At 59.3% G+C, this 25,779-nt stretch carries 25 protein-coding genes and 1 pseudogene; 8 read left to right on the forward strand and 18 right to left on the reverse strand.

Translation table 11 applies throughout. The annotated features are described in order from the left end of the window. Positions 1-46 precede the first annotated feature (46 nt). The gene (locus tag APH36_RS18070; protein ID WP_060499706.1) at positions 47-904 is read left to right on the forward strand and encodes a Tim44 domain-containing protein; all 858 of its coding nucleotides are present in this window, start codon (positions 47-49) and stop codon (positions 902-904) included. A gap of 115 nt (positions 905-1,019) precedes the next feature. Then, a complete protein-coding gene (locus tag APH36_RS18075) occupies positions 1,020-1,427 on the forward strand; it encodes an SMI1/KNR4 family protein (RefSeq protein ID WP_060499707.1) in 408 nt (135 codons plus the stop codon). Positions 1,428-1,582: 155 nt separating this feature from the next. On the opposite strand, the gene APH36_RS18080 is transcribed toward APH36_RS18075, so the two are convergent. Next, positions 1,583-3,343, reverse strand: a complete 1,761-nt coding sequence (locus APH36_RS18080; protein WP_060499708.1) for a cation:proton antiporter — start codon at positions 3,341-3,343, stop codon at positions 1,583-1,585. A gap of 342 nt (positions 3,344-3,685) precedes the next feature. Here APH36_RS18080 and APH36_RS18085 point away from each other — a divergent pair, with 342 nt between their 5' ends. After that, complete coding sequence (locus APH36_RS18085; protein WP_016712753.1) at positions 3,686-4,171, forward strand: acyl-CoA thioesterase; 486 nt, start codon at positions 3,686-3,688, stop codon at positions 4,169-4,171. Here APH36_RS18085 and pdxY read toward each other — a convergent pair. Further along, positions 4,168-5,040, reverse strand: coding sequence for a pyridoxal kinase PdxY (gene pdxY / locus APH36_RS18090; protein WP_060499709.1), 873 nt, complete (start codon positions 5,038-5,040; stop codon positions 4,168-4,170). The genes APH36_RS18085 and pdxY overlap by 4 nt on opposite strands. Before the next feature lie 120 nt (positions 5,041-5,160). Between pdxY and APH36_RS18095 the strand changes: the two genes are divergently transcribed. Next, positions 5,161-5,553, forward strand: coding sequence for a DUF3301 domain-containing protein (locus APH36_RS18095; RefSeq protein ID WP_016712755.1), 393 nt, complete (start codon positions 5,161-5,163; stop codon positions 5,551-5,553). Here APH36_RS18095 and APH36_RS18100 read toward each other — a convergent pair whose 3' ends face one another. From APH36_RS18100 to zigA, 3 genes are read right to left on the reverse strand one after another with little or no spacing between them, the layout of a single operon-like run. Further along, entirely contained in the window at positions 5,554-6,525 is a 972-nt protein-coding gene (locus tag APH36_RS18100; protein ID WP_060499710.1) for a GTP-binding protein, read from the reverse strand. Positions 6,526-6,565: 40 nt separating this feature from the next. Further along, the gene (locus APH36_RS18105; RefSeq protein WP_060499711.1) at positions 6,566-7,192 is read right to left on the reverse strand and encodes a DUF1826 domain-containing protein; all 627 of its coding nucleotides are present in this window, start codon (positions 7,190-7,192) and stop codon (positions 6,566-6,568) included. Further along, positions 7,189-8,397 carry a zinc metallochaperone GTPase ZigA gene (zigA, locus tag APH36_RS18110; protein ID WP_060499712.1) on the reverse strand — a complete coding sequence of 403 codons (1,209 nt, stop codon included), beginning with the start codon at positions 8,395-8,397 and terminating at the stop codon, positions 7,189-7,191. The genes APH36_RS18105 and zigA overlap by 4 nt, the downstream gene beginning before the upstream one ends. A 114-nt stretch (positions 8,398-8,511) precedes the next feature. On the opposite strand from zigA, the gene APH36_RS18115 reads away from it, so the two are divergent. Further along, entirely contained in the window at positions 8,512-8,892 is a 381-nt protein-coding gene (locus tag APH36_RS18115; RefSeq protein WP_060499713.1) for a hypothetical protein, read from the forward strand. Positions 8,893-8,917: 25 nt separating this feature from the next. Next, positions 8,918-9,822 (forward strand): annotated as a pseudogene (folE2, locus tag APH36_RS18120) (GTP cyclohydrolase FolE2). Here the strand turns inward: folE2 and APH36_RS18125 are convergent. Then, positions 9,806-10,333 (reverse strand): DUF3617 domain-containing protein, encoded by a 528-nt coding sequence (locus tag APH36_RS18125; protein WP_016712761.1) that lies wholly within the window; start codon positions 10,331-10,333, stop codon positions 9,806-9,808. The pseudogene folE2 and the gene APH36_RS18125 sit on opposite strands and share 17 nt — an antisense overlap. A 132-nt stretch (positions 10,334-10,465) precedes the next feature. Here APH36_RS18125 and cls point away from each other — a divergent pair, with 132 nt between their 5' ends. Beyond that, positions 10,466-11,905 carry a cardiolipin synthase gene (gene cls / locus APH36_RS18130; protein ID WP_060499714.1) on the forward strand — a complete coding sequence of 480 codons (1,440 nt, stop codon included), beginning with the start codon at positions 10,466-10,468 and terminating at the stop codon, positions 11,903-11,905. Positions 11,906-11,941: 36 nt separating this feature from the next. Here the strand turns inward: cls and cfaB are convergent, their stop codons facing one another. Beyond that, positions 11,942-13,126 carry a C17 cyclopropane fatty acid synthase CfaB gene (gene cfaB, locus APH36_RS18135; protein ID WP_060499715.1) on the reverse strand — a complete coding sequence of 395 codons (1,185 nt, stop codon included), beginning with the start codon at positions 13,124-13,126 and terminating at the stop codon, positions 11,942-11,944. Positions 13,127-13,333: 207 nt separating this feature from the next. On the opposite strand from cfaB, the gene lpdA reads away from it, so the two are divergent. Next, on the forward strand, positions 13,334-14,734 hold the full coding sequence (gene lpdA / locus APH36_RS18140) for a dihydrolipoyl dehydrogenase (protein ID WP_060499716.1): 1,401 nt from the start codon (positions 13,334-13,336) through the stop codon (positions 14,732-14,734). 54 nt (positions 14,735-14,788) lie between these two features. Here lpdA and glmS read toward each other — a convergent pair whose 3' ends face one another. The 11 genes from glmS to atpB all read right to left on the reverse strand — a co-directional run bounded on the left by glmS (position 14,789) and on the right by atpB (position 25,775). Continuing rightward, positions 14,789-16,624 (reverse strand): glutamine--fructose-6-phosphate transaminase (isomerizing), encoded by a 1,836-nt coding sequence (gene glmS, locus APH36_RS18145; protein WP_060499717.1) that lies wholly within the window; start codon positions 16,622-16,624, stop codon positions 14,789-14,791. 3 nt (positions 16,625-16,627) lie between these two features. After that, complete coding sequence (locus tag APH36_RS18150) at positions 16,628-17,404, reverse strand: DeoR/GlpR family DNA-binding transcription regulator (protein WP_016712766.1); 777 nt, start codon at positions 17,402-17,404, stop codon at positions 16,628-16,630. Between the two features lie 189 nt (positions 17,405-17,593). Next, complete coding sequence (gene glmU, locus APH36_RS18155; protein WP_060499718.1) at positions 17,594-18,961, reverse strand: bifunctional UDP-N-acetylglucosamine diphosphorylase/glucosamine-1-phosphate N-acetyltransferase GlmU; 1,368 nt, start codon at positions 18,959-18,961, stop codon at positions 17,594-17,596. 126 nt (positions 18,962-19,087) lie between these two features. Then, positions 19,088-19,507, reverse strand: coding sequence for a F0F1 ATP synthase subunit epsilon (locus tag APH36_RS18160; protein WP_010955886.1), 420 nt, complete (start codon positions 19,505-19,507; stop codon positions 19,088-19,090). A gap of 43 nt (positions 19,508-19,550) precedes the next feature. Next, a complete protein-coding gene (gene atpD / locus APH36_RS18165) occupies positions 19,551-20,927 on the reverse strand; it encodes a F0F1 ATP synthase subunit beta (protein WP_016502294.1) in 1,377 nt (458 codons plus the stop codon). A gap of 27 nt (positions 20,928-20,954) precedes the next feature. Further along, positions 20,955-21,815: a F0F1 ATP synthase subunit gamma gene (atpG, locus tag APH36_RS18170; RefSeq protein WP_060499719.1), complete on the reverse strand. Its 861-nt coding sequence runs from the start codon at positions 21,813-21,815 to the stop codon at positions 20,955-20,957. Between the two features lie 48 nt (positions 21,816-21,863). Continuing rightward, complete coding sequence (atpA, locus tag APH36_RS18175; RefSeq protein ID WP_060499720.1) at positions 21,864-23,408, reverse strand: F0F1 ATP synthase subunit alpha; 1,545 nt, start codon at positions 23,406-23,408, stop codon at positions 21,864-21,866. 21 nt (positions 23,409-23,429) lie between these two features. Next, the gene (locus APH36_RS18180) at positions 23,430-23,966 is read right to left on the reverse strand and encodes a F0F1 ATP synthase subunit delta (RefSeq protein WP_003253191.1); all 537 of its coding nucleotides are present in this window, start codon (positions 23,964-23,966) and stop codon (positions 23,430-23,432) included. 12 nt (positions 23,967-23,978) lie between these two features. Next, the gene (locus tag APH36_RS18185) at positions 23,979-24,449 is read right to left on the reverse strand and encodes a F0F1 ATP synthase subunit B (protein WP_010955888.1); all 471 of its coding nucleotides are present in this window, start codon (positions 24,447-24,449) and stop codon (positions 23,979-23,981) included. Positions 24,450-24,505: 56 nt separating this feature from the next. Further along, positions 24,506-24,763, reverse strand: a complete 258-nt coding sequence (atpE, locus tag APH36_RS18190; protein WP_003097235.1) for a F0F1 ATP synthase subunit C — start codon at positions 24,761-24,763, stop codon at positions 24,506-24,508. A 142-nt stretch (positions 24,764-24,905) separates the two neighbouring features. Then, positions 24,906-25,775, reverse strand: coding sequence for a F0F1 ATP synthase subunit A (gene atpB, locus APH36_RS18195; RefSeq protein WP_003260030.1), 870 nt, complete (start codon positions 25,773-25,775; stop codon positions 24,906-24,908). Positions 25,776-25,779: the final 4 nt, after the last annotated feature.

Consider the following 25,779-nt stretch of genomic DNA (forward strand, 5'->3'; position numbering starts at 1 on the left):
GTGCACCATGACGCGCGTGCAATCCACAACAGGGGATATCCCACTTATGCAACGTTTTCTTAGCATCGCTCTGGCGCTCTGCGTCGGCCTGACGCTGAGCCTGGACGCCAACGCCAAGCGTTTCGGCGGCGGCAAGAGCTCGGGCTCCGCGCCTATCCACCAGACCCGTCAGGCTACGCCAACCACGCCTGCCGCCGCGCCGACCGCCGCACCTGGCCGTGCAGCCCCGGCCGCCAGCGGTGCTTCGCGCTGGTTGGGCCCACTGGCCGGCCTGGCCGCCGGCGGTCTGCTGGCGTCCATGTTCATGGGCGACGGTTTCGAAGGCTTCCAGATCATGGACTTCCTGATCGTGGCGCTTATCGCCTTCCTGGTGTTCCGTTTCATCGCCGCTCGCCGCCGCCAGCAGCAGCCGCAAATGGCCATGCCAGGCCATGCGCCAATGCAGCGTGAGGCTCACGCTCAGCCTGCCCAGCCTTCGATCTTCGGTGGTTCGGCCGCACCTGCTGCTGCTGCTGCCCCGGTGATCAATGCCCCGGCCTGGTTCAACGAGCAAAGCTTCCTGTCTGCTGCCCGTAACCACTTCCAGTCGCTGCAGCAGCACTGGGATGCCAACGAGATGGACAAGATTGCCGAGTTCGTTACTCCGCAAATGCTCGAGTTCCTCAAGCGTGAACGTGCTGAACTGGGTGACGGCTTCCAGTCCACCTACATCGATAACCTCGAAGTGCAGCTCGACGGTGTAGACGATCGCAGCGATCGCACCGATGCCACCCTGACCTTCCGTGGCGTGTCGAAGAACTCGCGCTTCGACCAGGGCGAAGTGTTCAGCGAAAGCTGGCACATGGTTCGCGCCCAAGGTGAAAACCAGCCATGGCTGGTTGCCGGTATCCGTCAAAACGGCTAACCGCTGCGTGCTGCACAAAAAACCCCAGGCCCTGTCCTGGGGTTTTTGCTTTTGCCAGAGTGGCCTACTAGGGTATAACGCGCAGCGTTGTCATCTAGGTCAGAGGAAGTGAACCGTGGAAGAAGTGATCGAACAACTCCGTGAAGCCAATGAGCCGGTACCGGTGCCTCTGGAGCTTCCCGATGAAGACCAGTTGGTGGAGATCGAAGAGCAGCTGTTCATCAACATTCCATTCGTGTTCAAAGAATTTCTGCTGACCGTGAGTGATGTGGTTTATGGCTCCCTTGAGCCAGTCACTTGTACCGACCCGCAGTCGCACACGTACCTGCCAGAAGTTGCCGCCAACGCCTGGGACGCCGGCGTACCGCGTGAGCTGATCCCTCTGTGCCAGGACGGCGACAACTACTACTGCGTCGAAGAAGATGGCACCGTGGTGCTCTGGGATGCCGAAGAGGAACTTGTCGGCGAAGACAGCTGGGAATCCGTTTGGCACTGGGCGCGGGATGTCTGGCTGGAGAGCTGATTCCAGCCGTTGCTTGAATGCTACCTGCACAGGAAAAATAATGGCATAGCGCCATCGGTGCAGTTAAAATCGCCAGGCTTTCTGCGCCTGGCGACATCGCTACCGCTCCATCCCCTCGGACGACGGTGAAATCTTGCGCAGGGAGCATAGCCCTCTCAATGTGAATTCTCGCGGCTGTTCTCCAGTGTTTCCAGCAAGGCAATCTGCATGCGCGTGTGCACGCGGATGAACCAGCGCCACAGCAAGGCCACCACCACCGCAGCCACCACGGCAATCACCAGCAGCAACTCGCTGGTTGGCAGAATGCTTGCCGAAAGCGCCGACAGCAGCAGGAAAATCACCAACAGCGACAATAGCGGGATCACCTCGGCGATCACTCGCCGCACCCGCTGGGTATGCCGCCCGGCCATTTCCGGCTTAACGCCCATCTCTGCCAGCAGCATCGACAGTGCCTTGAGCTTGCGATAGGCGGCGATCAGGAAGGGCAGCGACAGCAACAGTGCCGCCCCCCAGATAAGCGCCTTCTGTTGGCTGGCATCGCTGACCCACTCACTGAGCCAGTTGCCAATACGCCCTGCGAAGTAACCACCGCTGAAGAAAATGGCGATCACCAGCGCCAGGTTCACCCCCACCTGCAACAGGATGCGCCGAATCATCGCCGCCAGCATGGCGCCCTCGCCCTGCGGCTGGATGTTGCGTAACCACTCGCCATACAAGGAAAGTACCCGCGCCAGACGGCCAGGTACCACATTGCCCAGCTTCTGCGACAAGGGGTCGGCCGCGCGAATCAGGTACGGGGTCAGCAGCGTGGTGATTGCCGATACCGCGACCGCTACCGGGTACAGGAAATCGCTGGTCACCTGCAGGGTCACGCCCAGCGCGGCGATGATGAACGAGAACTCGCCAATCTGCGAGAGCCCCATGCCCACCCGCAATGACGTGCGGCCGTCATTGCCGGCAATGAACGCCCCCATGCCACAAGACAGCATCTTGCCTAATACCACCGCCAAGGTAATGACTACGATTGGCCAGGCATAGTCGATCAACACCTGCGGGTCGATCATCAGGCCAATCGCTACGAAGAAGATGGCGCTGAACAGGTCGCGTACCGGCTCGATCAAGCGTTCGATCTTCAGCAACTGGCGCGATTCAGCCATGATCGCGCCAATCAGGAAGGCACCCAGCACCATGCTGTATTCCAGCTTTACCACCAGCAGGCAGAAGCCAAAGCACAGGCCCAGCACGGTAATCAGCAGCATCTCGTTGCTTTCGAACTTGGCCACATAGGCCAACAACCGTGGCACCAGCAGGATGCCGATGACCAAGGCAACGATCATGAACAGCGACAGCTTGCCGACGGTGGAAAACACTTCACCGGAGCTGACCGTGCCGCTGACAGCGATGCCCGACAGCAGGGCGATGATGCCGATACCGAGGATGTCTTCCACAATCAGCACACCGAAGATCAGCTGTGCGAAACGCTCGTTTTTCATCTTCAGGTCGTTGAGCGCCTTCACGATGATGGTGGTTGAGGAAATGGCCAGGATGGCGCCAAGGAACAGCGAGTCCATGGTGCTCCAGCCGAACCAGCGGCCGATCTCGAAGCCGATCCAGATCATCAGCACGATTTCCAGAAACGCCGCAATAAACGCCGTGGCGCCGACCTTGAACAGCTTGCGCAGGCTGAACTCGAGGCCCAGGCAGAACATCAGAAAAATCACCCCCAGCTCGGCGAGGGTCTTGATGGTGTCTTCATCATGGATCAGGCCGAACGGCGGGGTGTGCGGGCCAATGATGAAGCCGGCGACAATGTAACCCAGCACCACCGGCTGCTTGAGACGATGAAAAAGAATGGTGACCACGCCAGCGACCAGCATGATGACTGCCAGGTCCTGGATGAAGCTGATGGCATGCATGGCGTGATACTCCTTTTCTCGTCTTTTTCTGGATGCCTGGGCAGACCGCTCCTCTGCCAAGGCAAACCCGAGCGAGCAGCAAGTACATACTGTATTGAATGCAGGAACGCCCATATTGCATGGGCGTACTCAGGTTAACATCGCACCCCGCCGCAAGAAGCCGGTGCAATATGCAGAAACAGATCGGCTGGAAAAGCGCCGCTGATGGCATGATCAGCGTGACGGCGCGGCGTCAGCCAACGTCCCGTATCAGCAAGGCAAATTCAAAAGAGGGGAACAGAAGTGTCAGCAGATAACGCCCTCCATTCGCCCGATTCAGCGCAACCTCACCGTGAGCACACTATGGAACCTGGAAACGCCCAGCTGAGCATGACCGTCCTGATGACCCCGGACATGGCCAACTTTTCTGGCAACGTACATGGCGGCACCCTGCTCAAGTACCTCGACGAAGTGGCCTATGCGTGCGCCAGCCGCTATGCCGGCAGCTATGTGGTGACGCTGTCGGTCGACCAGGTAATCTTCCGTGAACCCGTACACGTGGGTGAACTGGTGACCTTCCTGGCGTCGGTCAACTACACCGGCAACACGTCGATGGAGGTCGGCATAAAAGTGGTGACCGAGAACATCCGCGAGCGCTCGGTACGCCATTCCAACAGTTGCTTCTTTACCATGGTCGCGGTCGACGACAACCGTCGCCCGGTAGCGGTGCCGCCGCGCCAGCCACAAAGCAGTGAAGAAAAACGCCGCTTCCTGCAGGGCCAACAGCGCCGTCAGATCCGTCAGGAGCTGGAAAAGCGCTACCAGGACCTGAAGACCGACGCTATTTAAAGCGCCAGCAATTGCGCCTCGAAGCGCACCCGCGGGTGGGCGATGCGGTCCTGGGCCCGCACCAGTTGCAGTTCGTAGCTGGCGCAGGCCTGGGTTTCCAGCAGCACTTCATGCACCGCCGCCGCGGTGAACTCGAATGCCTGTACCCAGCTGTCGCCGAGCAGCACGCGGGCCAAGAACAAGCCCGAGGTCAGGTCGCCCACCCCCACCGGCTGACGTGGAAACGCCAGCAGCGGGCGGCGCAGGAGCCAGCTGTGCTCGGCAGTCACCAGCAGCATCTCGAACTGGTCCTCGGCACGCCCGGAATAAGCCAGGTGCTTGACCACCACCACCTGCGGCCCCCGCTGCAGCAGGCTGCGCGCCATATTCACGCAGTCTTCCAGCGACTGCGCACGGCGCCCACAGAAGCTGTCCAGCTCCAGCTGGTTCGGGCACAGGATATCCGCGCGGGCGGCCGCCTCCTCGAGCAGGAACTCGCTGACTTCCGGCGGCACGATGCAGCCCTTCTCCGGGTGCCCCATGACCGGATCGCACACGTACAACGCTTTGGGATTCACGGCCTTGATCCGCTCGACACCGGCCAGTATCGCTCGCCCTTGTTCGGCACTGCCCAGGTAGCCGGAAAGCACCGCATCGCAGTGACCCAGTTCGCCGATGTTGGAAATGCCTTCCACCAGCGCAGGAATTTGCGCCGGAGCAAGCACTTCACCGGCCCACTGGCCATACTGAGTGTGATTGGAGAACTGCACGGTATTGAGCGGCCAGACATTGACCCCGATACGCTGCATGGGAAATACCGCGGCGCTGTTGCCGGCGTGGCCGAACACCACATGGGACTGAATGGCGAGCAGGTGCGGGGTACGTTTCATGCGGGGGGGTTCCAAAGCTGTTTCAAGGATTGTGCGCAGCGCAGTATGAACTCGATTGCCACCTGTACGACAGGCCAGGGACGCAGTTAAGCTGGATCTACCTGTTTGGAGCATATGCAAATGTTGACCCTGGAGAACCTCTTCGTCCTGATGCTAGTAGCCACGGCAGGCGCCTGGTTGTGGCACAACCATGGGTTGCGCGAAAAAGCCCTGGAACGGGTGAAACAGCATTGCGCCAAGCTTGACCTCGAATTGCTCGACGACGCCGTCGCGCTCAAGCGTATCGCCTTTGTGCGCGATGCCAACGGCCGCAAGCGCCTGGCGCGCATCTACGCCTTCGAGTTCACCGTCACCGGCGAGCAGCGCCATCCTGGCACGGTGACCCAGTTCGGCGCCCACAGTGTGCAGATCGAACTCGCACCCTATCCGTTCGAAATCAAGACACCACCGCGCACCGACAACGTCATCGAAATGCAGCAGTGGCGCCAGGAGCACAACCGCTGGCGCAACTGATCAACTGACGCGGCAATCGCTCAACCCGGCTTGCAGTGCGGGTTGCGATTGCGGCTGGTCGAAAATCAGCTCGATACGGGTATCCCTGCGCCACTCGCTAGGCTGCCAGGCGGGCATATCTCCCCTCAGCCCATTGAATGATTGCCAGCCATCCACGCTGTGGATAACACCCTTGGCGCGACGCCAGGGCCATGCGCGCAAGAACGCCTGTACCCGCTGTGGATAAAACTGTTGGCCCGGGTGCCAGCGCCAGCCAATACTCCAACCTCCCTCCCCCTGCTGGGCAAGACAGATAGGCTGACTTGGGTCTGTCCACAATATTGCTGGGCCACTTTCAAGATTGTCGACAATCCGGTTTTCCTCAAATGGGCTGTCGACAATCTGCTCAGGGCTGCCAGCAAGGCTTGAGAATGGCACCTGCCCCTGCACGGCCCAGAGGATTTTCTTTTCTTTAAATTTATTAGTTATCAACAACTTAAATATTTCATGCACAGCTTCAGATTTGTTGAAAACCACCCTTTCAGCCACATCGAAAGCCTGCTGTTGAGCCTCCGGAAGCGGCTCGTCACGTGCCATGGACTGCGCATCTACAACCATCACGAAGGGGTTGATTGTCAGCACTCCGGCCCAAGGAGCCTGTTGCAGTTGAGCAAGCAACTGCAATGGGTGACCCAGCCCGGAAGGCTCGATAAACAGCCGATCAGGCCGGGATTTGCGCAGTAACCGACCCAAGCCCACCTGGAACGGCATGCCATTGACGCAGCACAGGCAGCCGCCTGCGACTTCCCCGATGGCGATGCCATCTTCGTCACGGCTGAGCAAGGCCGCATCCAGGCCTACCAGGCCGAACTCATTGATTAAAACAGCCCAGCGCTCATGGGCTGGGCGCTGAGCCAGCAGATGACGGATCAGGGTGGTTTTGCCGGCACCCAGCGGGCCGGCAATCACGTGGGTGGGTATGTTCTGCAGCATGGCATGGCTTCAAGCGGTGGCGATGCCTCACTATGCGCTGTCAGGCAAGCCAGTCAAGGCTGAGCAACAGACGCCCCTGCTGGCCCGAAGGTGAACGATGTACCAGCCCTGCGCCTTCGTTACCTTGCCACTTCTCACCTTTGAGTATGGCCACTTCGCCAGCGTGCAGATGCTGAATGTTATCCACAGCGACTTGAGCTGTGTGTAACTCCCCACGGGGGCTTTCCTGTTCTCGCAACCACTCGCTGCCTGGACCTACGTAAGTGGTGAGCAACCGCAACGGCACGTTATCCACATGGAAACGCGGGCACATCGGGCCAGCCAGTACCCGCAGACGCAAACCAACCCGTCGAGCGCCGACCAGGCAGGTGTAAGCCGCTACCAGCCAGGTCACATCGGCAACGAACGCCTCATAGCCGTGTAAATCTGCCGCTTCATGCATCAGATCGGGCAATACCGGTGTTTGCTGCTCATCCACATCGATTACCCGTTGATCAGCCAAGGGCTGACCAAGACTTATCAACAGGTCCGCAAAGTCTTCCAGCTGCGCCGGCAACCGTCGGCGCCAAACGGCCAGGTTCACACCATCCTGCAGTACTTCAGTCAGCACTTGCGGGGTTTCGCCGAACACCTGAAAGATATCCACAGGCCGGTGTGCCAAGTTCATGCTGCCACCTCTTCGTGCCATGGGCCGAACGGGTCGGGCAAACGCAACCAGCCCATGTGGCCCAAATCCATTTCCTGGTCCGTCAACAGGCAGGCATCAAGGTCTGTGGATAATTTTTCGAAGTCGATGTTCTGCCCGATGAACACCAATTCCTGGCGGCAATCACCGGTCTCAGCCGTCCAGTGTTTCAAGATCGCGCCAGTGTTATCCACATCCTGCGGCCATTGCTCGCGAGGCACGAAACGCCACCAGCGTCCAGCCAGACCGTGGCGCATCATTCCGCCCGCCTGCGACCAGCTACCGGCTTCCTGGTACTTGCTGGCCAGCCAGAAAAAACCTTTGGAACGCAAAAGCCGCCCATTACTCCATTGCGTGTGGATAAAGTCGAAAAAGCGCTGTGGATGAAGCGGACGTCGGGCCTGCCAGGTCATGGCCGCGATTCCATACTCTTCGGTTTCCGGCACATGCTCACCGCGCAGCTCCTGCAGCCAGCCCGGCGCCTGGGCTGCCTGGTCAAAGTCGAACAGGCCGGTGTCGAGGATACGTGCCAGCGGTACCTGACCCATGACCATGGGCACGATCTGCGCCCGTGCATTGAGGCTGCGCAGAATGGCGATGAGCTCTTCACGCTCATGCTGGCTGATCAAGTCGATCTTGCTCAGCAACAGCACATCGGCGAACTCGACCTGTTCGATCAGCAGGTCACTGATCGACCGCTCGTCTTCTTCACCCAACGTTTCGCCACGGCTGGCCAGGCTGTCTGCTGCCTGGTAGTCACTCAAGAAATTCAAGCCATCGACCACCGTAACCATGGTGTCCAGGCGCGCCATGTCGGACAGGCTACGGCCTTGCTCGTCACGAAAGGTGAATGTCTCTGCCACCGGCAGTGGCTCCGAGATGCCAGTGGACTCGATCAGCAAATAATCGAAACGCCCTTCTTCGGCCAGCCGCGCCACCTCCTCAAGCAAGTCTTCACGCAATGTGCAGCAGATGCAGCCGTTGCTCATTTCGACCAGTTTCTCTTCAGCGCGGTTGAGGCTCACATTGCGCTGCACCTCGCTGGCATCGATGTTGATTTCACTCATGTCGTTGACGATAACCGCGACCCGCAGGTTCTCGCGGTTACGCAATACATGGTTGAGCAAAGTGCTCTTGCCGGCGCCAAGAAAGCCGGACAGCACGGTGACGGGGAGACGATTGGGCATGGCGAACCTCTTCAGGCGGACGCATTCGAAACGATGCATTGCACAATGTTATAAAGTAACAATACAATTTCGCCAAGCCGTTCTCGACGGACGAACGCTTACCGGGGATAAAACATGTATCTGTCACGCGCCATGGCGTTGCTGTTGCTCGCTGTGCCCAACGTGCTGTTGGCCATGCCACAAGCCAGTACGCTGGCGCTTTGCACGCGAAGCGCCACACTGCTCGCCTGCCAGGACAGCAAAGGTAGTTACTACAGCGTGCGCACCGACGGCAGTACGTTCTACCTGCGCGGCTACGACCACGGCACCCGGCGACTATGGGCACAAACCAACAGCCGCTACGGCACGTTGACCTTTTTCACCGGCCTGGCCAGCGATGGTGAGGCCTGGGTGGGCTACAGCCGCCGCGTTGGCTGGACCACCTTGAACCGCGTATCCAGCTCCAGCGGGCAGCGCTTCAACCTGCATTGCAGCTTGATCGGCGGTTGCCGTTGATGCCTCTTTTTATCTGGAAAGCCAAATGACCCAGCTCAAGCTCCCCGAAATCGCCGCACAAACCCAGAAGTACACCTTGCCATTGAGCTGGGTTGGCATGTGCGGAATTGCCCTGCCTGTGCAGTTCGAAGGGCGCACTGCAGCTGCCAAAGTCGATGCAGGGGTAAGCCTGGTGGATGGAAGTTCACGCGGCATCCATATGTCGCGGTTTTACCTTGCACTGGAGTCATTGGAACACCAACCACTCACACCGCTGGCAATGAGGCAGCTTCTGGCAGATTTTTTATCCAGCCATGACGCCTGTCTTCCGCTGCCTACTTGCAAATCAGCTTCGAGCATCTGCTGAAAAGACCCGCCTTGGTCAGCCCCTTGGCCGGCTGGAAAAGCTATGCCGTAACCGTCAATGCACGCATTGAAAATGAAATGTTCCACGTGGAACTATCGGTTTGCGTGCCTTACTCCTCGACCTGCCCATGCTCGGCAGCACTTGCAAGGCAGCTGATTCAACAGCAGTTTCAGGCGAATTTCAGCGAGCAGCAGGTTGATCAATCTGCCGTTCTGCAATGGCTTGGCAGTGCCGACGGAATTGTGGCTACACCCCATAGCCAGCGAAGCAATGCTCAGATTCAGGTGCGCCTGCACAGCAATCAGCAGGTGCTGCCGTTTACCGAACTGATCGATCGTATAGAGGCGAGCTTGGGTACAGCGGTGCAGACAGCAGTGAAGCGCGCAGACGAACAAGCCTTCGCCTTGGCCAACGGGCAAAACTTGATGTTCTGTGAGGATGCCGCCCGACGCCTGCACAAGGCACTACGGCAAGTTGAATGGAGTACCGCTTTCAAGCTGCGTGTGGAACATGCAGAAAGCCTGCATGCCCACGACGCGGTTGCCACCAGCCAGTGGCAATGGGATATCAGCTGCGCGGTTTAACCGCGCCGCAGTCATTGCCTAACCACACCGCACGGGTGTTCATGCTGCCTTGCTGCTGCACACCTGAAGCGTTGAACGTACCACTGACCTGGGTGGTGAATTCACGGTCACTGAGGAAAGTCGCCTGGCCACTGCCCTGAGCCTTCGGGCAGCTGAACTGGAACTTCCACACATTACCGGTACGGTCGGTGATCTTCTGAGTGCAGCCGGATTTCGGGTCTTGCAGCGGGATGTCATTGGTCGCCACCTGCTCTGGCGTCAGGCACGAACGCACGCCATTCCCTCCAACGGTCACCCCCTGTTTGGCCAACACCCCTTCCATCATGGCACGCTGCTCGGGCGGCAGGTTTTTCAGCTGGCCGAGCATGAACGCCATGTCAGGTAACGGCTTGCCATCGACCTGCATGTTACTGGTGGTCAGCTCCCACAAACCGGGTTGCAGCATCTGGGCATGCACCAGCGGGCTGCTCATACCTAGGGCCAATGCCAACAGTGGCAGACGAATCTTCATGGATGAACGCTCCTGAGAAAAGCCGGCCAAGCGGGCCGGGCTGAGCCTTAGACGCCAAATCCACCTGCGGGTTGCAAGGCGGGCCGGGAACGTGTTCTGTTACCCCTAGTGTACTCGGCAAGCAGGATGCATATGGATTACCACAGCCCCTACTTTTTTGGTTACCTACTCGGCCTTATCCACCTGTTGGGTATCGTCGCCGCGCTCCACGCACTGTTCACTGTACGCACCGCCCAAGGCGCAATCGCCTGGGCCATGCCCCTGTTCTTCATCCCTTACCTCACCTTGATCCCCTACCTGATCTTCGGCGCCCGCTCGTTCTATGCCTACATCAAGGCCCGGCGCCAGGCCAACCAGGAAATGCACGTGGCCATGGCCAACCTCAACTGGCGGCCTTGGGTGGAAGAAGCCCTCACCGCCCGCGAGTCGGAAAGCTACACAGCCTTGCGCGCCATGCCCAAACTCGGGCGCATGCCTTGCCTTGCGAATAACCAAGTGAAGCTACTGGTCAATGGCAAAGCCACATTCGATGCCATCTTCGCGGCTATTGAAAAGGCACGCGATGTGGTGCTGGTGCAGTTCTTCATCATTCATGACGACACCCTCGGCAAGGCACTGCAGCAACTGCTGTTGCGCAAGGCCGCCGAGGGTGTGCAGGTGTTCGTACTGTATGACCGCGTCGGCAGCCATGCCTTGCCGGCCAGCTACAGCCAGCAACTGCGCGACGGCGGTGTGCAGATCCATGCCTTCGCCACCCGCCGCGGCTGGTTCAACCGCTTCCAGGTGAACTTCCGTAACCATCGCAAGATTGTGGTGGTGGATGGCCTGGTCGGTTTCATCGGCGGCCACAACGTGGGGGACGAATACCTCGGTGAGCATCCTCAGCTGTCGCCCTGGCGCGACACCCATGTGCAGATCAGCGGGCCGGTGCTGGCCTGCCTGCAGGAGTCGTTCGCCGAGGATTGGTATTGGGCCACGCGCCAACTACCGCCGCTGATTCTGCCGGATGCCTACCCGGATAACGGCGTGCTGTGCCAGGCGTTGGCCAGCGGCCCCGCCGACCCACAGGAAACCTGCTCGTTGTTCTTCCTCGAGGCGATCCATTCCGCCACCCGGCGGGTATGGATCACCAGCCCTTACTTCATCCCGGACGAAGCGGTCTTTGCTGCATTGCGCCTGGCGGTGTTACGGGGCGTCGATGTGCGGGTACTTATCCCGTCACGGCCAGACCACCGCATCGTCTATGCAGCCTCCAGCCTGTTCGCCTTCGAAGCGGTGCGCGCGGGTGTGCGCATGTTCCGCTACCAACCAGGCTTCCTGCATCAGAAGGTGGTACTGGTAGATGATGAGGTCAGCGCGATCGGCAGTGCCAACCTGGACAACCGTTCGTTCCGGCTGAACTTCGAGATCACCCTGCTGACGGTCGACCGCAGCTTCGCCGACCAGGTCGAACACATGCTGATCAATGACTTTGAACAGGCGCGGGAGATTACTGCGGAGGACAGCCGCGATACCCATCGGCTACAGCAATTAGGGATGCGGATTGCGCGGCTGATTTCACCCATTCTGTGAGAAAGGCCGCCTCCCTTGCAGAGGCGGCCATGGGGTTCAGCGATACATGTCCTCACGCGTCCATGGCAAGTCGTGGTGGCCATCCGCATAAGGCTTCACTGCCAAAATCTGGTGCAGGTTGATCCAGCCTTTCTCAAACGCATAGGCACAGCCTGCAAGGTAGAGGCGCCAGATACGCAGGGTTTTTTCCGGCACCAGCGCTGCGGCTTTGTGCAACTGGTTCTCCAGGTTTTCGCTCCAGTGGTGCAACGTCTTGGCGTAGTGCAGACGCAGGCTTTCCACGTCAACGACCTCCAGCCCCGCTTCACAGATACTGGCGCTGATCATCGACAAGTGAGGGAGCTCACCGTGAGGGAACACATAACGGTCGATGAACTCACCTGCACCACGCCCCACCGGACGGCCATCGACGTGTTTGGCGGTGATACCGTGGTTCATCACCAGCCCGCCTTCCCTGACAGCACCGAATAGCTTCTGGCAATACAGCGCCAGGTTGGCATGCCCGACATGCTCGAACATGCCCACGCTGACCACTTTGTCGAAGCGACCATCTTGGGGCAAATCGCGATAATCGAGAATCTGCAGCTCCACTCTGTCGGCCAAGCCCTCGGCTTTGACACGCTGCCGGCCGAGCTTGAGCTGCTCCTTGCTCAGGGTGATACCGAACACCTTGGCGTCATATTCGCGTGCTGCAAAACGCGCAAGCCCACCCCAACCACACCCGACGTCTAGCAGGTAGTCACCGGCATTCAGGCGCAGTTTGCGGCACAGGTGATCGAATTTATCCTGCTGCGCCTGGTCGAGGGTGTTGTCCGGTTCACGGAAGTAGGCACAGGAATAGGCCATATCCTGATCCAGCCACAACTGGTAGAAGGCGTTGGATACGTCGTAGTGGTAAGAGATGGCTTCGGCGTCAGTGTGCTTGTCATGAGACCGGCGTTGCGGCAGCTGTTCATCCTCGTCCGTGAACAGCGCTTCGCTCAGCTCATCGCACACACGAATGGCTTCACCGATATCGCCTTCCAGTTCCAGCTTGCCCTCAACGAATGCTGTGCCCAGCTGTTCCATGCTTGGGTGGGTCAACTGGCCAATAAGCTGAGGCTCTTTGACCAGGATTGTGACCTGCGGGCTGGGCCCCAGATCGAACTGGTTTCCGTCCCACAGTTTCAGCCGCAGCGGCAGATGCAAGCTCTGCAGTGCCGGTGGAAGTTGCGCAAGCATGAACGACCCCCCTGTCCGTATATGGCCACGACGCCTGATATTTCGAACGCCGTCGGATCAGAGTAGTTCATTCGTAGGAGGTTTCCTCTATACGAGACCATGGTCTAGAAGCAACTGATCTTATCCACACAGAGGATTGTATACAATTCTAACGTCTCAGCTTAACCTTGTGCCCCTCTCGCGCTTCTTCATCCTGGAGTTGAACCCATGAAATCCTATGACGTGGTGATCATCGGCGGTGGCCCTGGTGGCTACAACGCAGCCATCCGCGCCGGCCAGCTGGGCCTGACCGTTGCCTGTGTGGAAGGCCGCTCGACCTTGGGCGGTACCTGCCTGAACGTGGGCTGCATGCCGTCCAAGGCGTTGCTGCACGCTTCCGAACTGTACGAGGCCGCCAGTGGCGACGAGTTCGCCCACCTCGGTATCGAAGTGAAACCCACCCTCAACCTCGCCCAGATGATGAAACAGAAGGACGAGAGCGTAACCGGACTGACCAAAGGCATTGAGTACCTGTTCCGCAAAAACAAAGTGGACTGGATCAAGGGCTGGGGCCGCCTGGATGGCGTTGGCAAGGTTGTGGTCAAGGCCGAAGACGGCAGCGAAACTGTGCTGCAGGCCAAGGACATTGTCATTGCCACCGGCTCCGAACCCACCCCGCTGCCGGGCGTGACCATCGACAACCAGCGCATCATCGACTCGACCGGTGCGCTGTCCCTGCCGCAAGTGCCCAAGCACCTGGTCGTGATCGGTGCCGGTGTGATCGGCCTTGAGCTGGGTTCAGTCTGGCGCCGCCTGGGAAGCCAGGTCACGGTCATCGAGTACCTCGACCGTATTTGCCCGGGCACCGACACGGAAACCGCCAAGACCTTGCAGAAAGCACTGGCCAAGCAAGGCATGGTGTTCAAGCTGGGCAGCAAAGTGACCCAGGCCACCGCCAGTGCCGACGGCGTGAGCCTGATGCTGGAGCCTGCCGCCGGTGGCACGGCAGAATCACTGCAGGCCGACTATGTGCTGGTGGCTATCGGCCGCCGCCCTTATACCAAAGGGCTGAACCTGGAAAGCGTAGGCCTGGAAACCGACAAGCGCGGCATGCTCGGCAACGAACACCACCGCACACCCGTGCCGGGTGTCTGGGTGATTGGCGACGTCACCTCCGGCCCGATGCTGGCACATAAAGCCGAAGACGAAGCTGTGGCCTGTATCGAGCGCATCGCCGGCAAGCCGCACGAGGTCAACTACAACCTCATCCCGGGCGTGATCTACACCCGCCCGGAGCTGGCCACCGTGGGCAAGACCGAAGAGCAGCTCAAGGCTGAAGGCCGTGCCTACAAGGTCGGCAAGTTCCCCTTCACCGCCAACAGCCGCGCCAAGATCAACCACGAGACCGAAGGCTTCGCCAAGGTTATCGCCGATGCCGAAACCGATGAGGTGCTGGGTGTGCACCTGGTAGGCCCAAGTGTCAGTGAAATGATCGGCGAAATCTGCGTGGCCATGGAGTTCTCGGCCTCGGCGGAAGATATCGCCCTCACCTGCCACCCGCACCCGACGCGCTCCGAGGCATTGCGCCAGGCGGCGATGAATGTGGACGGTATGGCAATGCAGATCTGACAGGAACAAAAAGCCCTCCGTGTGGAGGGCTCTTGAACAGCGACTGTCCGCTACTTACTCAACCGTAACCGACTTGGCCAGGTTACGCGGCTGGTCAACGTCGGTACCCTTGAGCACGGCGACATAGTAGGACAGCAGCTGCAGCGGAATGGTGTACAGGATTGGCGCCAAGGCATCGGCGATGTGCGGCACCTTGATCACATGGGTGCCTTCACCATTGGTCATGCCAGCCTGCTCGTCGGCGAACACGACCAGCTCGCCACCACGGGCACGCACTTCCTGCAGGTTGGACTTCAACTTCTCCAGCAGCTCGTTGTTCGGCGCAACGGTAACCACCGGCATGTCATTGTCCACCAGCGCCAGCGGGCCGTGCTTCAGCTCGCCTGCCGGGTAGGCTTCAGCGTGGATGTACGAGATTTCCTTGAGCTTGAGCGCACCTTCCATCGCCACCGGGTATTGCGCACCACGGCCAAGGAACAGGGTGTGGTGTTTATCAGCGAACAGCTCGGCGATCTTCTCGACAGTGGCGTCCATCGCCAGTGCTTCGCCCAGGCGGGTTGGCAGGCGACGCAGTTCTTCAACCAGCTCGGCTTCGACACCGGCTTCCAGGGTACCGCGCACCTGGCCCAGGGCCAAGGTCAGCAGCATCAGCGACACCAGCTGGGTGGTGAAGGCTTTGGTCGAGGCCACACCGATTTCCGGGCCAGCCAAGGTCAACAGGGTCAGGTCCGACTCGCGTACCAGCGAGCTGATGCCCACGTTGCAGATTGCCAGGCTGCCGAGGAAGCCCAGCTCCTTGGCGTTGCGCAGCGCAGCCAGAGTATCGGCGGTTTCGCCGGACTGCGAGATCGAGACGAACAGGGTATCCGGTTGCACCACCACCTTGCGGTAACGGAACTCGCTGGCCACTTCCACCTGGCAGGGGATACCGGCCAGGCTTTCCAGCCAGTAACGGGCGACCATGCCTGCGTGGTAGCTGGTTCCGCAGGCAACGATCTGCACATTGCGCACCTTGGCGAACAGTTCGGCAGCCTTCGGGCCGAAAGCCTGGACCATCACGTTGTCCTTGCCCAGGCGGCCTTCCAGGGTGCGTTGAACGACGCTTGGCTGCTCGTGGATTTCCTTGAGCATGAAGTGGCGATAGTTGCCCTTGTCAGCAGCCTCGGCACCTTCATGGTACTGCACGGTTTCGCGCTGGACCTTGTCACCGTTCTCGTCCCAGATGGTGACCTGGTCACGGCGAATTTCAGCGATGTCGCCTTCTTCCAGATACATGAAGCGGTCAGTGACCTGGCGCAGGGCCAACTGGTCGGACGCCAGGAAGTTTTCGCCAAGGCCCAGGCCAATGACCAGAGGGCTGCCGCTGCGTGCAGCTACCAGTCGGTCGGGCTGCTTGGCGCTGACCAGTGCCAGGCCATAAGCGCCATGCAGACGCTTGACGGCGGCTTTCAGCGCATCGGCTAGGTCTGGAGTGCTCTTCAGGGTGTTGTGGATAAGGTGGACGATCACTTCGGTGTCGGTCTGCGAAGTGAAGGTGTAGCCCAGGCCTTTCAGCTCTTCACGCAGCTCTTCGTGGTTCTCGATGATACCGTTGTGCACCACCGCCACTTCATTGCCCGAGAAGTGCGGGTGAGCGTTGCCTTCGGTCGGCGCACCGTGGGTAGCCCAACGGGTATGGGCGATACCCAGCTGGCCAGCCAGTGGGTCAGCCGCTACAGCGGCTTGCAGCTCACTGACCTTGCCGATGCGGCGACGGCGCTGCAATTCACCGCCTTGGGTAAGGACGGCCAGGCCTGCGCTGTCGTACCCGCGGTACTCCAGACGCTTGAGGCCTTCGATCAGGATGGCAGTGATATTGCGCTCGGCGATGGCACCAACGATTCCACACATGTTTTATTGCTCCTGGCTGATCGCGGCGCAGATCAGGTTGATGCCGCGGGCTTGAATTTGTTCACGTGCCGCTGCGGGCAGTCGTTCGTCTGTAATAAGGGTGTGCACGCTGCTCCAGGGCAGCTCGAGGTTGGGGATCTTGCGCCCCACCTTGTCCGACTCGACCATCACGATCACTTCGCGGGCAACTTCAGCCATGACCCGGCTAAGTCCGAGCAGTTCGTTGAAGGTGGTGGTCCCCCGGCCGAGGTCAATGCCATCGGCACCGATGAACAGCTGGTCGAAATCGTAAGAGCGCAAAACCTGCTCGGCCACCTGACCCTGGAACGACTCGGAATGCGGGTCCCAGGTACCGCCGGTCATCAGCAGCACCGGCTCGTGTTCAAGGTCGCTGATGGCACGGGCCACATTCAGCGAATTGGTCATCACCACCAGGCCGGGCTGACGCCCCAGCTCAGGGATCATGGCTGCCGTGGTGCTGCCGCTGTCGATGATGATGCGCGCATGTTCGCGGATTCGACCAACAGCGGCACGGGCGATGGCCTTCTTGTAGGAAGACACAGGCTGGGCCGGCTCACCGAGCAGTTCTTGCGGCACGGGTACCGCTCCGCCGTAGCGGCGTAGCAGCAGGCCGTTGGTTTCGAGAGCGGCGAGATCTTTGCGAATGGTGACTTCCGAAGTCTCGAAACGTTTGGCCAAAGCGTCCACGCTCACCTCGCCCTGCTCACTGAGCAACGCCAGGATGTTGTGCCGCCGCTGCGGGGTATTTCGTTTCGACATGAGTGCTTAAGTTTCGTTTCGAAAGATAATGGTTGCAATCAAAACCTAAGATGAATGATTCGTCAAGCTGTCGCTGCCCTGTGGATAGTTTTGCCGGTTCGATACCGTCCTACAGGCACCGCAAAAAGCCAATAAAAAAGCCGACTTACTCACATAAGTCGGCTTTCGATCGAAATAGCTGTGAACAAATCAGCTCTTCTTGATTTTCTCCGGGCGCTTCCAGCCCGAGATGTTGCGCTGGCGCGCACGGGCCACCGCCAGCTCACCGGCCTCGACGGCCTGAGTGATGGTCGAACCGGCTGCGGTGGTCGCGCCAGCCTGAATTTCCACAGGCGCTACCAGCGAGTTGTTCGAACCGATGAACACGTCCTCACCCATCACGGTCTTGAACTTGTTGGCGCCATCGTAGTTGCAGGTGATGGTACCGGCGCCAATATTGGTGCGCGCACCGATTTCGGCATCGCCCAGGTAGGTCAGGTGACCGGCCTTGGCGCCTTCGCCCAAGTGGGCGTTTTTCAGTTCCACGAAGTTACCCACATGGGCTTTGGCATCCAGCACGCTGCCTGGGCGCAGGCGGGCGAACGGGCCGGCATCGCTACCCTCGCCCATCACGGCGCCTTCAAGGTGGCTGTTAGCCTTGACCACCGCGCCTTTGCGCAGGGTGGTGTTCTTGATCACGCAGTTAGGGCCGATCTGCACATCGTCCTCGATGACCACCTTGCCTTCGAGAATCACGTTGATGTCGATCAGCACGTCACGGCCAACGGTCACTTCGCCCCGTACATCGAAACGTGCCGGGTCGCGCAGGGTTACACCCTGGGCCATCAGGCGGCGGCCTTCACGCAGCTGGTAGTGACGCTCCAGCTCGGACAGCTGGCGGCGGTCATTGGCGCCCTGCACTTCCATCGGGTCGTGCGGGTGCTCGGTAGCCACCACCAGGCCATCGGCCACTGCCATGGCGATGACGTCGGTCAGGTAATACTCGCCCTGGGCGTTGTTGTTCGACAGACGGCCCATCCAGTCAGCCAGGCGCGCAGCTGGCAATGCCAAGATACCGGTGTTGCCTTCCTTGATCGCTTTCTGCACGTCGTTGGCGTCCTTGTGCTCAACGATGGCAGTTACCTTGCCCTGCTCGTCACGGACAATACGGCCATAACCTGTCGGGTCGTCCAGGGTAACCGTGAGCAGGCCCAGCTGCTGGTCGTTGGCCTTGGCCAACAGGCGCTGCAGGGTCTCCACTTCGATCAACGGCACGTCACCATACAACACCAGCACGGTGTCGGCAGTCAGCGCCGGCAGAGCCTGGGCAACAGCATGGCCGGTACCCAGCTGCTTATCCTGCATGACGAAGTTGAGGTCGTCAGCGGCCAGGCGCTCGCGAACCAGCTCGGCACCATGGCCAATCACAACATGAATACCTTGCGGCTGCAGTTGGCGCGCACTGTGGATAACATGGCCGAGCATGGAGTTGCCGGCTACCGGGTGCAGCACCTTGGGCAGCGCCGAGCGCATGCGGGTGCCTTGGCCGGCGGCGAGAATAACGATATCGAGTGACATTACTGGCTACCAATCCTGGGCGGTCAGTGAAATGACCGGGGGGGGGAAAAATCAGAAAAAAAGAAAAAGGGTAGCCGAGGCTACCCTTTTACTCAATCGCAACAGAAGTTATCAGCCAAAGGCCGATTACTTGCCTTTGCGCATTTGCTGGACGGTACGCAGCTGGGCTGCGGCCTCGGCCAGACGTGCGGCGGCGGCACCGTAGTCGAAGTCCGCGCCTTTCAGATTCAGGGCGTTCTCAGCAGCCTTGAGGGCTTCCTGAGCCTGAGCTTCATCCAGGTCTGCAGCACGTTGCACGGTATCGGCAAGCACCTTGACCATGTTTGGCTGAACCTCGAGGAAGCCACCAGAGATGTAGAACACCTCATGGGCGCCACCCTGCTTGGTCAGCGTGATCGGACCAGGCTTGAGATTGGTGATCAGCGGCGCGTGGCCTGGAGCGATACCGAGATCACCCAGGTTACCGTGCGCAACTACCATCTCGACCAGGCCGGAGAAAATCTCTCCTTCCGCGCTGACGATATCGCAATGGACTGTCATAGCCATCTGCTTGCCTCAACCTGATAGCGCCCCTTGCGGGGCGCAGGAATTACAGTTTCTTGGCTTTCTCGATCGCTTCGTCGATGCTGCCGACCATGTAGAACGCTTGTTCTGGCAGGTGGTCGTAGTCACCTTTGAGGATGCCGCTGAAGCCAGCGATGGTGTCTTTCAGGGAAACGTACTTGCCTGGCGAACCGGTGAAGACTTCGGCCACGAAGAACGGCTGCGACAGGAAGCGCTGGATCTTACGAGCGCGGGCTACCAGTTGCTTGTCGGTCTCGGACAGTTCGTCCATACCCAGGATCGCGATGATGTCCTTCAGCTCTTTGTAGCGCTGCAGAACATACTGAACGCCACGAGCGGTGTCGTAGTGCTCGTTGCCGATCACGTTCGGGTCCAGCTGGCGCGAAGTCGAGTCCAGTGGGTCGACCGCTGGGTAGATGCCCAGGGAGGCGATGTCACGGGACAGAACGACGGTGGCGTCCAAGTGGGCGAAGGTGGTCGCTGGCGACGGGTCGGTCAAGTCGTCCGCAGGTACGTATACGGCCTGAACGGAGGTGATCGAACCTTCCTTGGTGGAAGTGATGCGCTCTTGCAGAACGCCCATCTCTTCAGCCAGGGTCGGCTGGTAACCTACTGCCGAAGGCATACGGCCCAGCAGTGCGGATACTTCGGTACCGGCCAGGGTGTAACGATAGATGTTGTCGACGAACAGCAGAACGTCGTTACCTTCGTCACGGAACTTCTCAGCCATGGTCAGGCCAGTCAGCGCTACGCGCAGACGGTTTCCTGGTGGCTCGTTCATCTGACCGTAGACCAGCGCTACCTTGTCGAGAACGTTGGAGTCCTTCATCTCGTGGTAGAAGTCGTTACCCTCACGAGTACGCTCACCCACACCAGCGAACACGGAGTAACCGCTGTGTTCCATGGCGATGTTACGGATCAGTTCCATCATGTTTACGGTCTTGCCGACACCGGCACCACCGAACAGACCAACTTTACCACCCTTGGCGAACGGGCAAACCAGGTCGATAACCTTGATGCCGGTTTCCAGCAGGTCGTTGCCGCCTGCCTGGTCAGCGAACGAAGGCGCTGGCTGGTGGATACCGCGACGCTCTTCTTCGCCGATCGGGCCGGCTTCGTCGATCGGGTTGCCCAGTACGTCCATGATACGGCCCAGGGTGGCCTTACCAACAGGAACGGAAATGGCAGCGCCGGAGTCAACGACTTCCAGACCGCGCTTCAGGCCTTCGGTCGAGCCCATCGCAATGGTACGAACCACGCCGTCGCCCAGCTGCTGCTGAACTTCCAGGGTGGTTTCCGCGCCTTGTACTTTCAGCGCGTTGTAAACACTCGGCACGACGTCACGTGGGAATTCCACGTCGATGACGGCGCCGATGATTTGAACGATACGTCCGCTACTCATAGCTGGATCCTCTGAATATGTGAACCGTTAAACCGCGGCAGCGCCGCCGACGATTTCCGAGATCTCCTGGGTGATCGCAGCCTGACGCGCCTTGTTGTAGATCAACTGAAGCTCTTTGATCAAATCACCGGCGTTGTCTGTGGCGTTCTTCATGGCGATCATCCGGGCCGCTTGTTCAGCAGCGTTGTTCTCGACCACCGCCTGGTACACCTGCGACTCCACGTAACGCACCATCAAGCCGTCCAGCAGCTCTTTTGCGTCGGGTTCGTACAGGTAATCCCAGTGATGCTTGAGATCCTGATCCGGGGTTGCCACCAACGGTACCAATTGCTCGACCGTTGGCTTCTGGGTCATGGTGTTGATGAACTTGTTCGAAACCACCGAGAGGCGATCGATACGGCCGTCCAGGTAGGCGTCCAGCATCACTTTGACGGAGCCGATCAGATCGTTGATCGATGGCTCTTCGCCCAAGTGGCTGATCGCGGCTACGACGTTGCCGCCAAAGATGCGGAAGAAAGTCGCACCCTTGCTGCCGATCACGTACAGGTCGATTTCCACGCCCTGTTCGCGGTTTGCGCTCATGTCCTTGACCAGGGCCTTGAACAGGTTGGTGTTCAAGCCACCGCACAGACCACGGTCACTGCTCACCACGATATAACCGGCGCGCTTTACAGGGCGCTCGATCATGAACGGGTGGCGATATTCCGGGTTGGCGTTGGCCAGATGACCGATCACCTGGCGGATACGCTCCGCGTAAGGACGGCTAGCAGCCATGCGCATTTGTGCCTTGCGCATTTTGCTGACCGCCACTTTCTCCATGGCGCTGGTAATTTTTTGCGTGCTTTTGATGCTCGCAATCTTACTGCGAATCTCTTTTGCGCCTGCCATGTATCACCTATCAGGTTAGCAAGCGGGGGCCACGGCCCCCGCTGCGGCTTACCAGGTCTGGGTGGCCTTGAACTTCTCGATACCGGCTTTCAGGCCAGCGTCGATTTCGTCGTTGAAGTCACCCTTCACGTTGATCTTCGCCATCAGTTCGGCGTGATCACGGTTGAAGAAGGCGATCAGCGCTTGCTCGAAGCTGCCGATCTTGGAGACTTCTACGTCAGTCAGGAAGCCACGCTCAGCGGCGTACAGCGACAGGGCCATGTCTGCGATGGACATTGGCGCGTACTGCTTCTGCTTCATCAGCTCGGTAACGCGCTGACCATGCTCCAGCTGCTTGCGGGTCGCTTCGTCCAGATCGGACGCGAACTGGGCGAATGCAGCCAGTTCACGGTACTGAGCCAGCGCGGTACGAATACCACCGGACAGCTTCTTGATGATCTTGGTCTGAGCGGCACCACCTACGCGGGATACCGAAACACCGGCGTTCACTGCAGGGCGGATGCCCGAGTTGAACATGGCCGATTCCAGGAAGATCTGACCGTCGGTGATGGAAATCACGTTGGTCGGAACGAACGCGGAAACGTCGCCAGCCTGGGTTTCGATGATCGGCAGAGCGGTCAGGGAACCGGTTTTGCCAGTGACTGCGCCGTTGGTGAACTTCTCGACGTACTCTTCCGAAACGCGCGAAGCACGCTCCAGCAGACGGGAGTGGAGATAGAACACGTCGCCTGGGTATGCTTCACGTCCTGGTGGACGGCGCAGCAGCAGGGAGATCTGACGGTAAGCAACGGCCTGCTTGGACAGGTCATCGTAAACGATCAGGGCGTCTTCACCGCGGTCACGGAAGAACTCGCCCATGGTGCAGCCGGCGTATGGCGCCAGGAACTGCAGTGCGGCGGATTCCGATGCACTGGCAACGACCACGATGGTGTTGGCCAGAGCGCCGGATTCTTCCAGCTTGCGAACGATGTTGGCAACGGTGGAACGCTTCTGGCCGACAGCAACATAAACACAGAAAATACCGGAGTCTTTCTGGTTGATGATGGCGTCGATGGCCATGGCGGTCTTGCCGATCTGACGGTCACCGATGATCAGCTCGCGCTGGCCACGGCCGACAGGGATCATGGCGTCGACGGACTTGTAGCCAGTCTGTACAGGCTGGTCTACCGACTTACGCCAGATCACGCCTGGAGCCACTTTCTCGACTGCGTCGGTCTGGGTGTTGCCCAGAGGACCTTTGCCGTCGATCGGGTTGCCCAGTGCGTCAACGACGCGGCCCAGCAGTTCCTTACCAACAGGAACTTCCAGGATGCGGCCGGTGCACTTGGCGCTCATGCCTTCGGCGAGGGTGTCGTATGCACCCAGGATCACTGCACCTACGGAGTCTTGCTCCAGGTTCAGGGCCATGCCGAATACGCTGCCAGGGAACTCGATCATTTCGCCGTACATGACGTCGGCCAGACCGTGGATCCGCACGATACCGTCGGATACCGAAACAACGGTACCTTCGTTACGGGCTTGGGAGCTCACATCGAGGTTGTCGATGCGGCCCTTGATGATTTCACTAATTTCGGAAGGATTGAGTTGCTGCATTGCTCTGCTGCCCCTTCAAACTCAAGATTTCAATGCTTCGGCCAGTTTCGCGATTTTGCCGCGAACAGAGCCATCGATTACCAGGTCACCAGCGCGGATGACGACGCCGCCAATCAGGCTGGCATCCTCCGACGCGTGCAGGCGCACTTCCTGGCCTAACCGTGCACTGAGAACCTTGGCGAGTTTGTCTTGCTGTTCTTGGTTCAACGCGAAGGCACTGGTGACTTCCACGTCCACGGATTTTTCTTGCTCGGCCTTGTACAGGTCGAACAGGGCGGCAATCTCCGGCAGAAGCAGGAGACGGTCGTTTTCCGCGGCAACATGAATGAAATTCTGTGCCTGTGCATTGAACTTGTCACCGCACACGTCAATGAACGTGGCGGCCTTTTCTGCGCTCGTCAGTCGCGGGGCCTTGAGCAGGCGCTGCATGGTGTCGTCTTGCGACACCGCAGCAGCCAGGCCGAGCATGGCTGACCAATTGGCCAGTTGCTGATGGGCCTGGGCATGCTCAAAGGCAGCCTTAGCGTAAGGTCGGGCCAACGTGGTCAGTTCTGCCATGATCGCCCTCGCTTAAATTTCAGCGGCCAGTTTGTTAACCAGCTCCGCATGCGCGTTTTGATCGATTGTGGCGCCAAGGATCTTTTCGGCACCGCCAACGGCCAGGGCACCCACTTGGGCACGCAGGGCGTCTTTAGCGCTGTTCAGTTCCTGTTCGATCTCGGCCAGAGCCTGAGCCTTCACACGGTCAGCTTCGACGCGGGCCTGTTCACGGGCTTCGTCGACAAGCTGAGCAGCGCGTTTCTTGCTTTGCTCAATGATTTCGGCTGCCTGTGCTTTAGCTTCACGCAGTTGCTGACCCGCTTTCTCTTGGGCCAGCTCCAGGTCGCGAGCTGCGCGGTTGGCAGCGTCCAAGCCGTCGGCAATCTTCTTTTGGCGCTCTTGCAGAGCAGTGATGACCGGAGGCCATACATACTTCATGCAGAAGAGTACAAAAATCAGAAAAGCAACGGATTGGCCAATCAGGGTTGCATTAATGTTCACGCCAACACCTCGCTCGGTCTTAATTCATACAGCCATCAACTCGTGGTGACGAGTGATTAGCCGGCGATCTGACCAACGAACGGATTCGCGAAGGTGAAGAACAGAGCGATACCAACACCGATCATGGTTACGGCGTCGAGCAGACCGGCAACGATGAACATTTTAACCTGCAGCATCGGAACCATTTCTGGTTGACGAGCAGCGCCTTCCAGGAATTTGCCGCCCAGCAGGCCGAAACCAATGGCGGTACCCAGAGCACCCAGGCCGATCAGCAGAGCAACAGCGATAGCGGTCAGACCAACTACAGTTTCCATCTTTCCTCCCGACTTTTACGTCGTATTGGTTAGGTTTTTAGTTTGAAGCGGTAAAACAAATCGTGAGTACAGCTGCCCTTGCGGACTTTTTAAGCCCTCCCCCCGAACAGGCGAAGAAGGCTATCAGACACGCCAGGCGGTCTTAATGGTTATCTTCGTGCGCCATCGACAGGTAGACGATGGTCAGCATCATGAAGATGAAAGCTTGCAGGGTGATGATCAGGATGTGGAACACAGCCCACGCCCATTGCAGCACCACACCCAGGCCGCTCAGCCACAGCAGGCCGGAGCCGAACATGACTGCGATCAGGATGAACACCAGTTCGCCGGCATACATGTTGCCGAACAGACGCAGTGCCAGCGAGATCGGCTTGGCGATCAGGGTGACGAATTCCAGCAGGAAGTTGACCGGAATCAGCAGGATCTGAACGAAGATGTTCTTGCTGCCGAACGGGTGCAGGGTCAGCTCACCGATGAAGCCGCCCAGGCCCTTGACCTTGATGCTGTAGAAGATGATCAGGGCGAACACGCAGAAGGCCATGGCCAGGGTCGCGTTCGGGTCGGTGGTCGACACGGCGCGGAACGGAATGTGCGGGTCACCGGAAATCAGGATGGCCAGCTGAGGAATCCAGTCGACCGGTACCAGGTCGACGGCGTTCATCAGGAATACCCAGACGAAAATGGTCAGCGCCAGCGGAGCGATTACCGGGCTACGGCCGTGGAAGGAGTCCTTCACGCTGCCGTTGACGAAGTCGACCATCACTTCAACGAAGTTCTGCAGACCGCCAGGTTGGCCGGAAGTCGCCTTCTTGGCCGCCATGCGGAAGATGAACAGGAAGATCAGACCCAGCGCGACGGACCAACCCAGGGTGTCCAGGTGGAACGCCCAGAAGCCCATTGCCTTGGCTTCTGCAGCCGAATGGGCGAAGCCCCAGCTGCCGTCTGGTAGTTGACCGTAGGTCAGGTTCTGCAAGTGGTGCTGGATATAGCCCGAAGCGGTTTCTGCTGCCATGGTT

This window comes from Pseudomonas sp. NBRC 111133, from assembly GCF_001320605.1.
Taxonomy (GTDB): domain Bacteria; phylum Pseudomonadota; class Gammaproteobacteria; order Pseudomonadales; family Pseudomonadaceae; genus Aquipseudomonas; species Aquipseudomonas monteilii.

Coding starts and splice junctions, on each gene's coding strand:
- APH36_RS18180 (WP_003253191.1), bottom strand. CDS start 23,966: ATGGCAGAACTGACCACGTTGGCCCGACCTTACGCTAAGGCTGCCTTT.
- APH36_RS18150 (WP_016712766.1), bottom strand. CDS start 17,404: ATGTCGAAACGAAATACCCCGCAGCGGCGGCACAACATCCTGGCGTTG.
- atpE (WP_003097235.1), bottom strand. CDS start 24,763: ATGGAAACTGTAGTTGGTCTGACCGCTATCGCTGTTGCTCTGCTGATC.
- APH36_RS18085 (WP_016712753.1), top strand. CDS start 3,686: ATGGAACCTGGAAACGCCCAGCTGAGCATGACCGTCCTGATGACCCCG.
- atpD (WP_016502294.1), bottom strand. CDS start 20,927: ATGAGTAGCGGACGTATCGTTCAAATCATCGGCGCCGTCATCGACGTG.
- atpB (WP_003260030.1), bottom strand. CDS start 25,775: ATGGCAGCAGAAACCGCTTCGGGCTATATCCAGCACCACTTGCAGAAC.
- cls (WP_060499714.1), top strand. CDS start 10,466: ATGGATTACCACAGCCCCTACTTTTTTGGTTACCTACTCGGCCTTATC.
- cfaB (WP_060499715.1), bottom strand. CDS start 13,126: ATGCTTGCGCAACTTCCACCGGCACTGCAGAGCTTGCATCTGCCGCTG.
- APH36_RS18080 (WP_060499708.1), bottom strand. CDS start 3,343: ATGCATGCCATCAGCTTCATCCAGGACCTGGCAGTCATCATGCTGGTC.
- APH36_RS18070 (WP_060499706.1), top strand. CDS start 47: ATGCAACGTTTTCTTAGCATCGCTCTGGCGCTCTGCGTCGGCCTGACG.
- lpdA (WP_060499716.1), top strand. CDS start 13,334: ATGAAATCCTATGACGTGGTGATCATCGGCGGTGGCCCTGGTGGCTAC.
- glmS (WP_060499717.1), bottom strand. CDS start 16,624: ATGTGTGGAATCGTTGGTGCCATCGCCGAGCGCAATATCACTGCCATC.
- APH36_RS18100 (WP_060499710.1), bottom strand. CDS start 6,525: ATGCTGCAGAACATACCCACCCACGTGATTGCCGGCCCGCTGGGTGCC.
- APH36_RS18125 (WP_016712761.1), bottom strand. CDS start 10,333: ATGAAGATTCGTCTGCCACTGTTGGCATTGGCCCTAGGTATGAGCAGC.
- APH36_RS18105 (WP_060499711.1), bottom strand. CDS start 7,192: ATGAACTTGGCACACCGGCCTGTGGATATCTTTCAGGTGTTCGGCGAA.
- atpG (WP_060499719.1), bottom strand. CDS start 21,815: ATGGCAGGCGCAAAAGAGATTCGCAGTAAGATTGCGAGCATCAAAAGC.
- atpA (WP_060499720.1), bottom strand. CDS start 23,408: ATGCAGCAACTCAATCCTTCCGAAATTAGTGAAATCATCAAGGGCCGC.
- zigA (WP_060499712.1), bottom strand. CDS start 8,397: ATGCCCAATCGTCTCCCCGTCACCGTGCTGTCCGGCTTTCTTGGCGCC.
- glmU (WP_060499718.1), bottom strand. CDS start 18,961: ATGTCACTCGATATCGTTATTCTCGCCGCCGGCCAAGGCACCCGCATG.
- APH36_RS18095 (WP_016712755.1), top strand. CDS start 5,161: ATGTTGACCCTGGAGAACCTCTTCGTCCTGATGCTAGTAGCCACGGCA.
- APH36_RS18115 (WP_060499713.1), top strand. CDS start 8,512: ATGTATCTGTCACGCGCCATGGCGTTGCTGTTGCTCGCTGTGCCCAAC.
- APH36_RS18160 (WP_010955886.1), bottom strand. CDS start 19,507: ATGGCTATGACAGTCCATTGCGATATCGTCAGCGCGGAAGGAGAGATT.
- pdxY (WP_060499709.1), bottom strand. CDS start 5,040: ATGAAACGTACCCCGCACCTGCTCGCCATTCAGTCCCATGTGGTGTTC.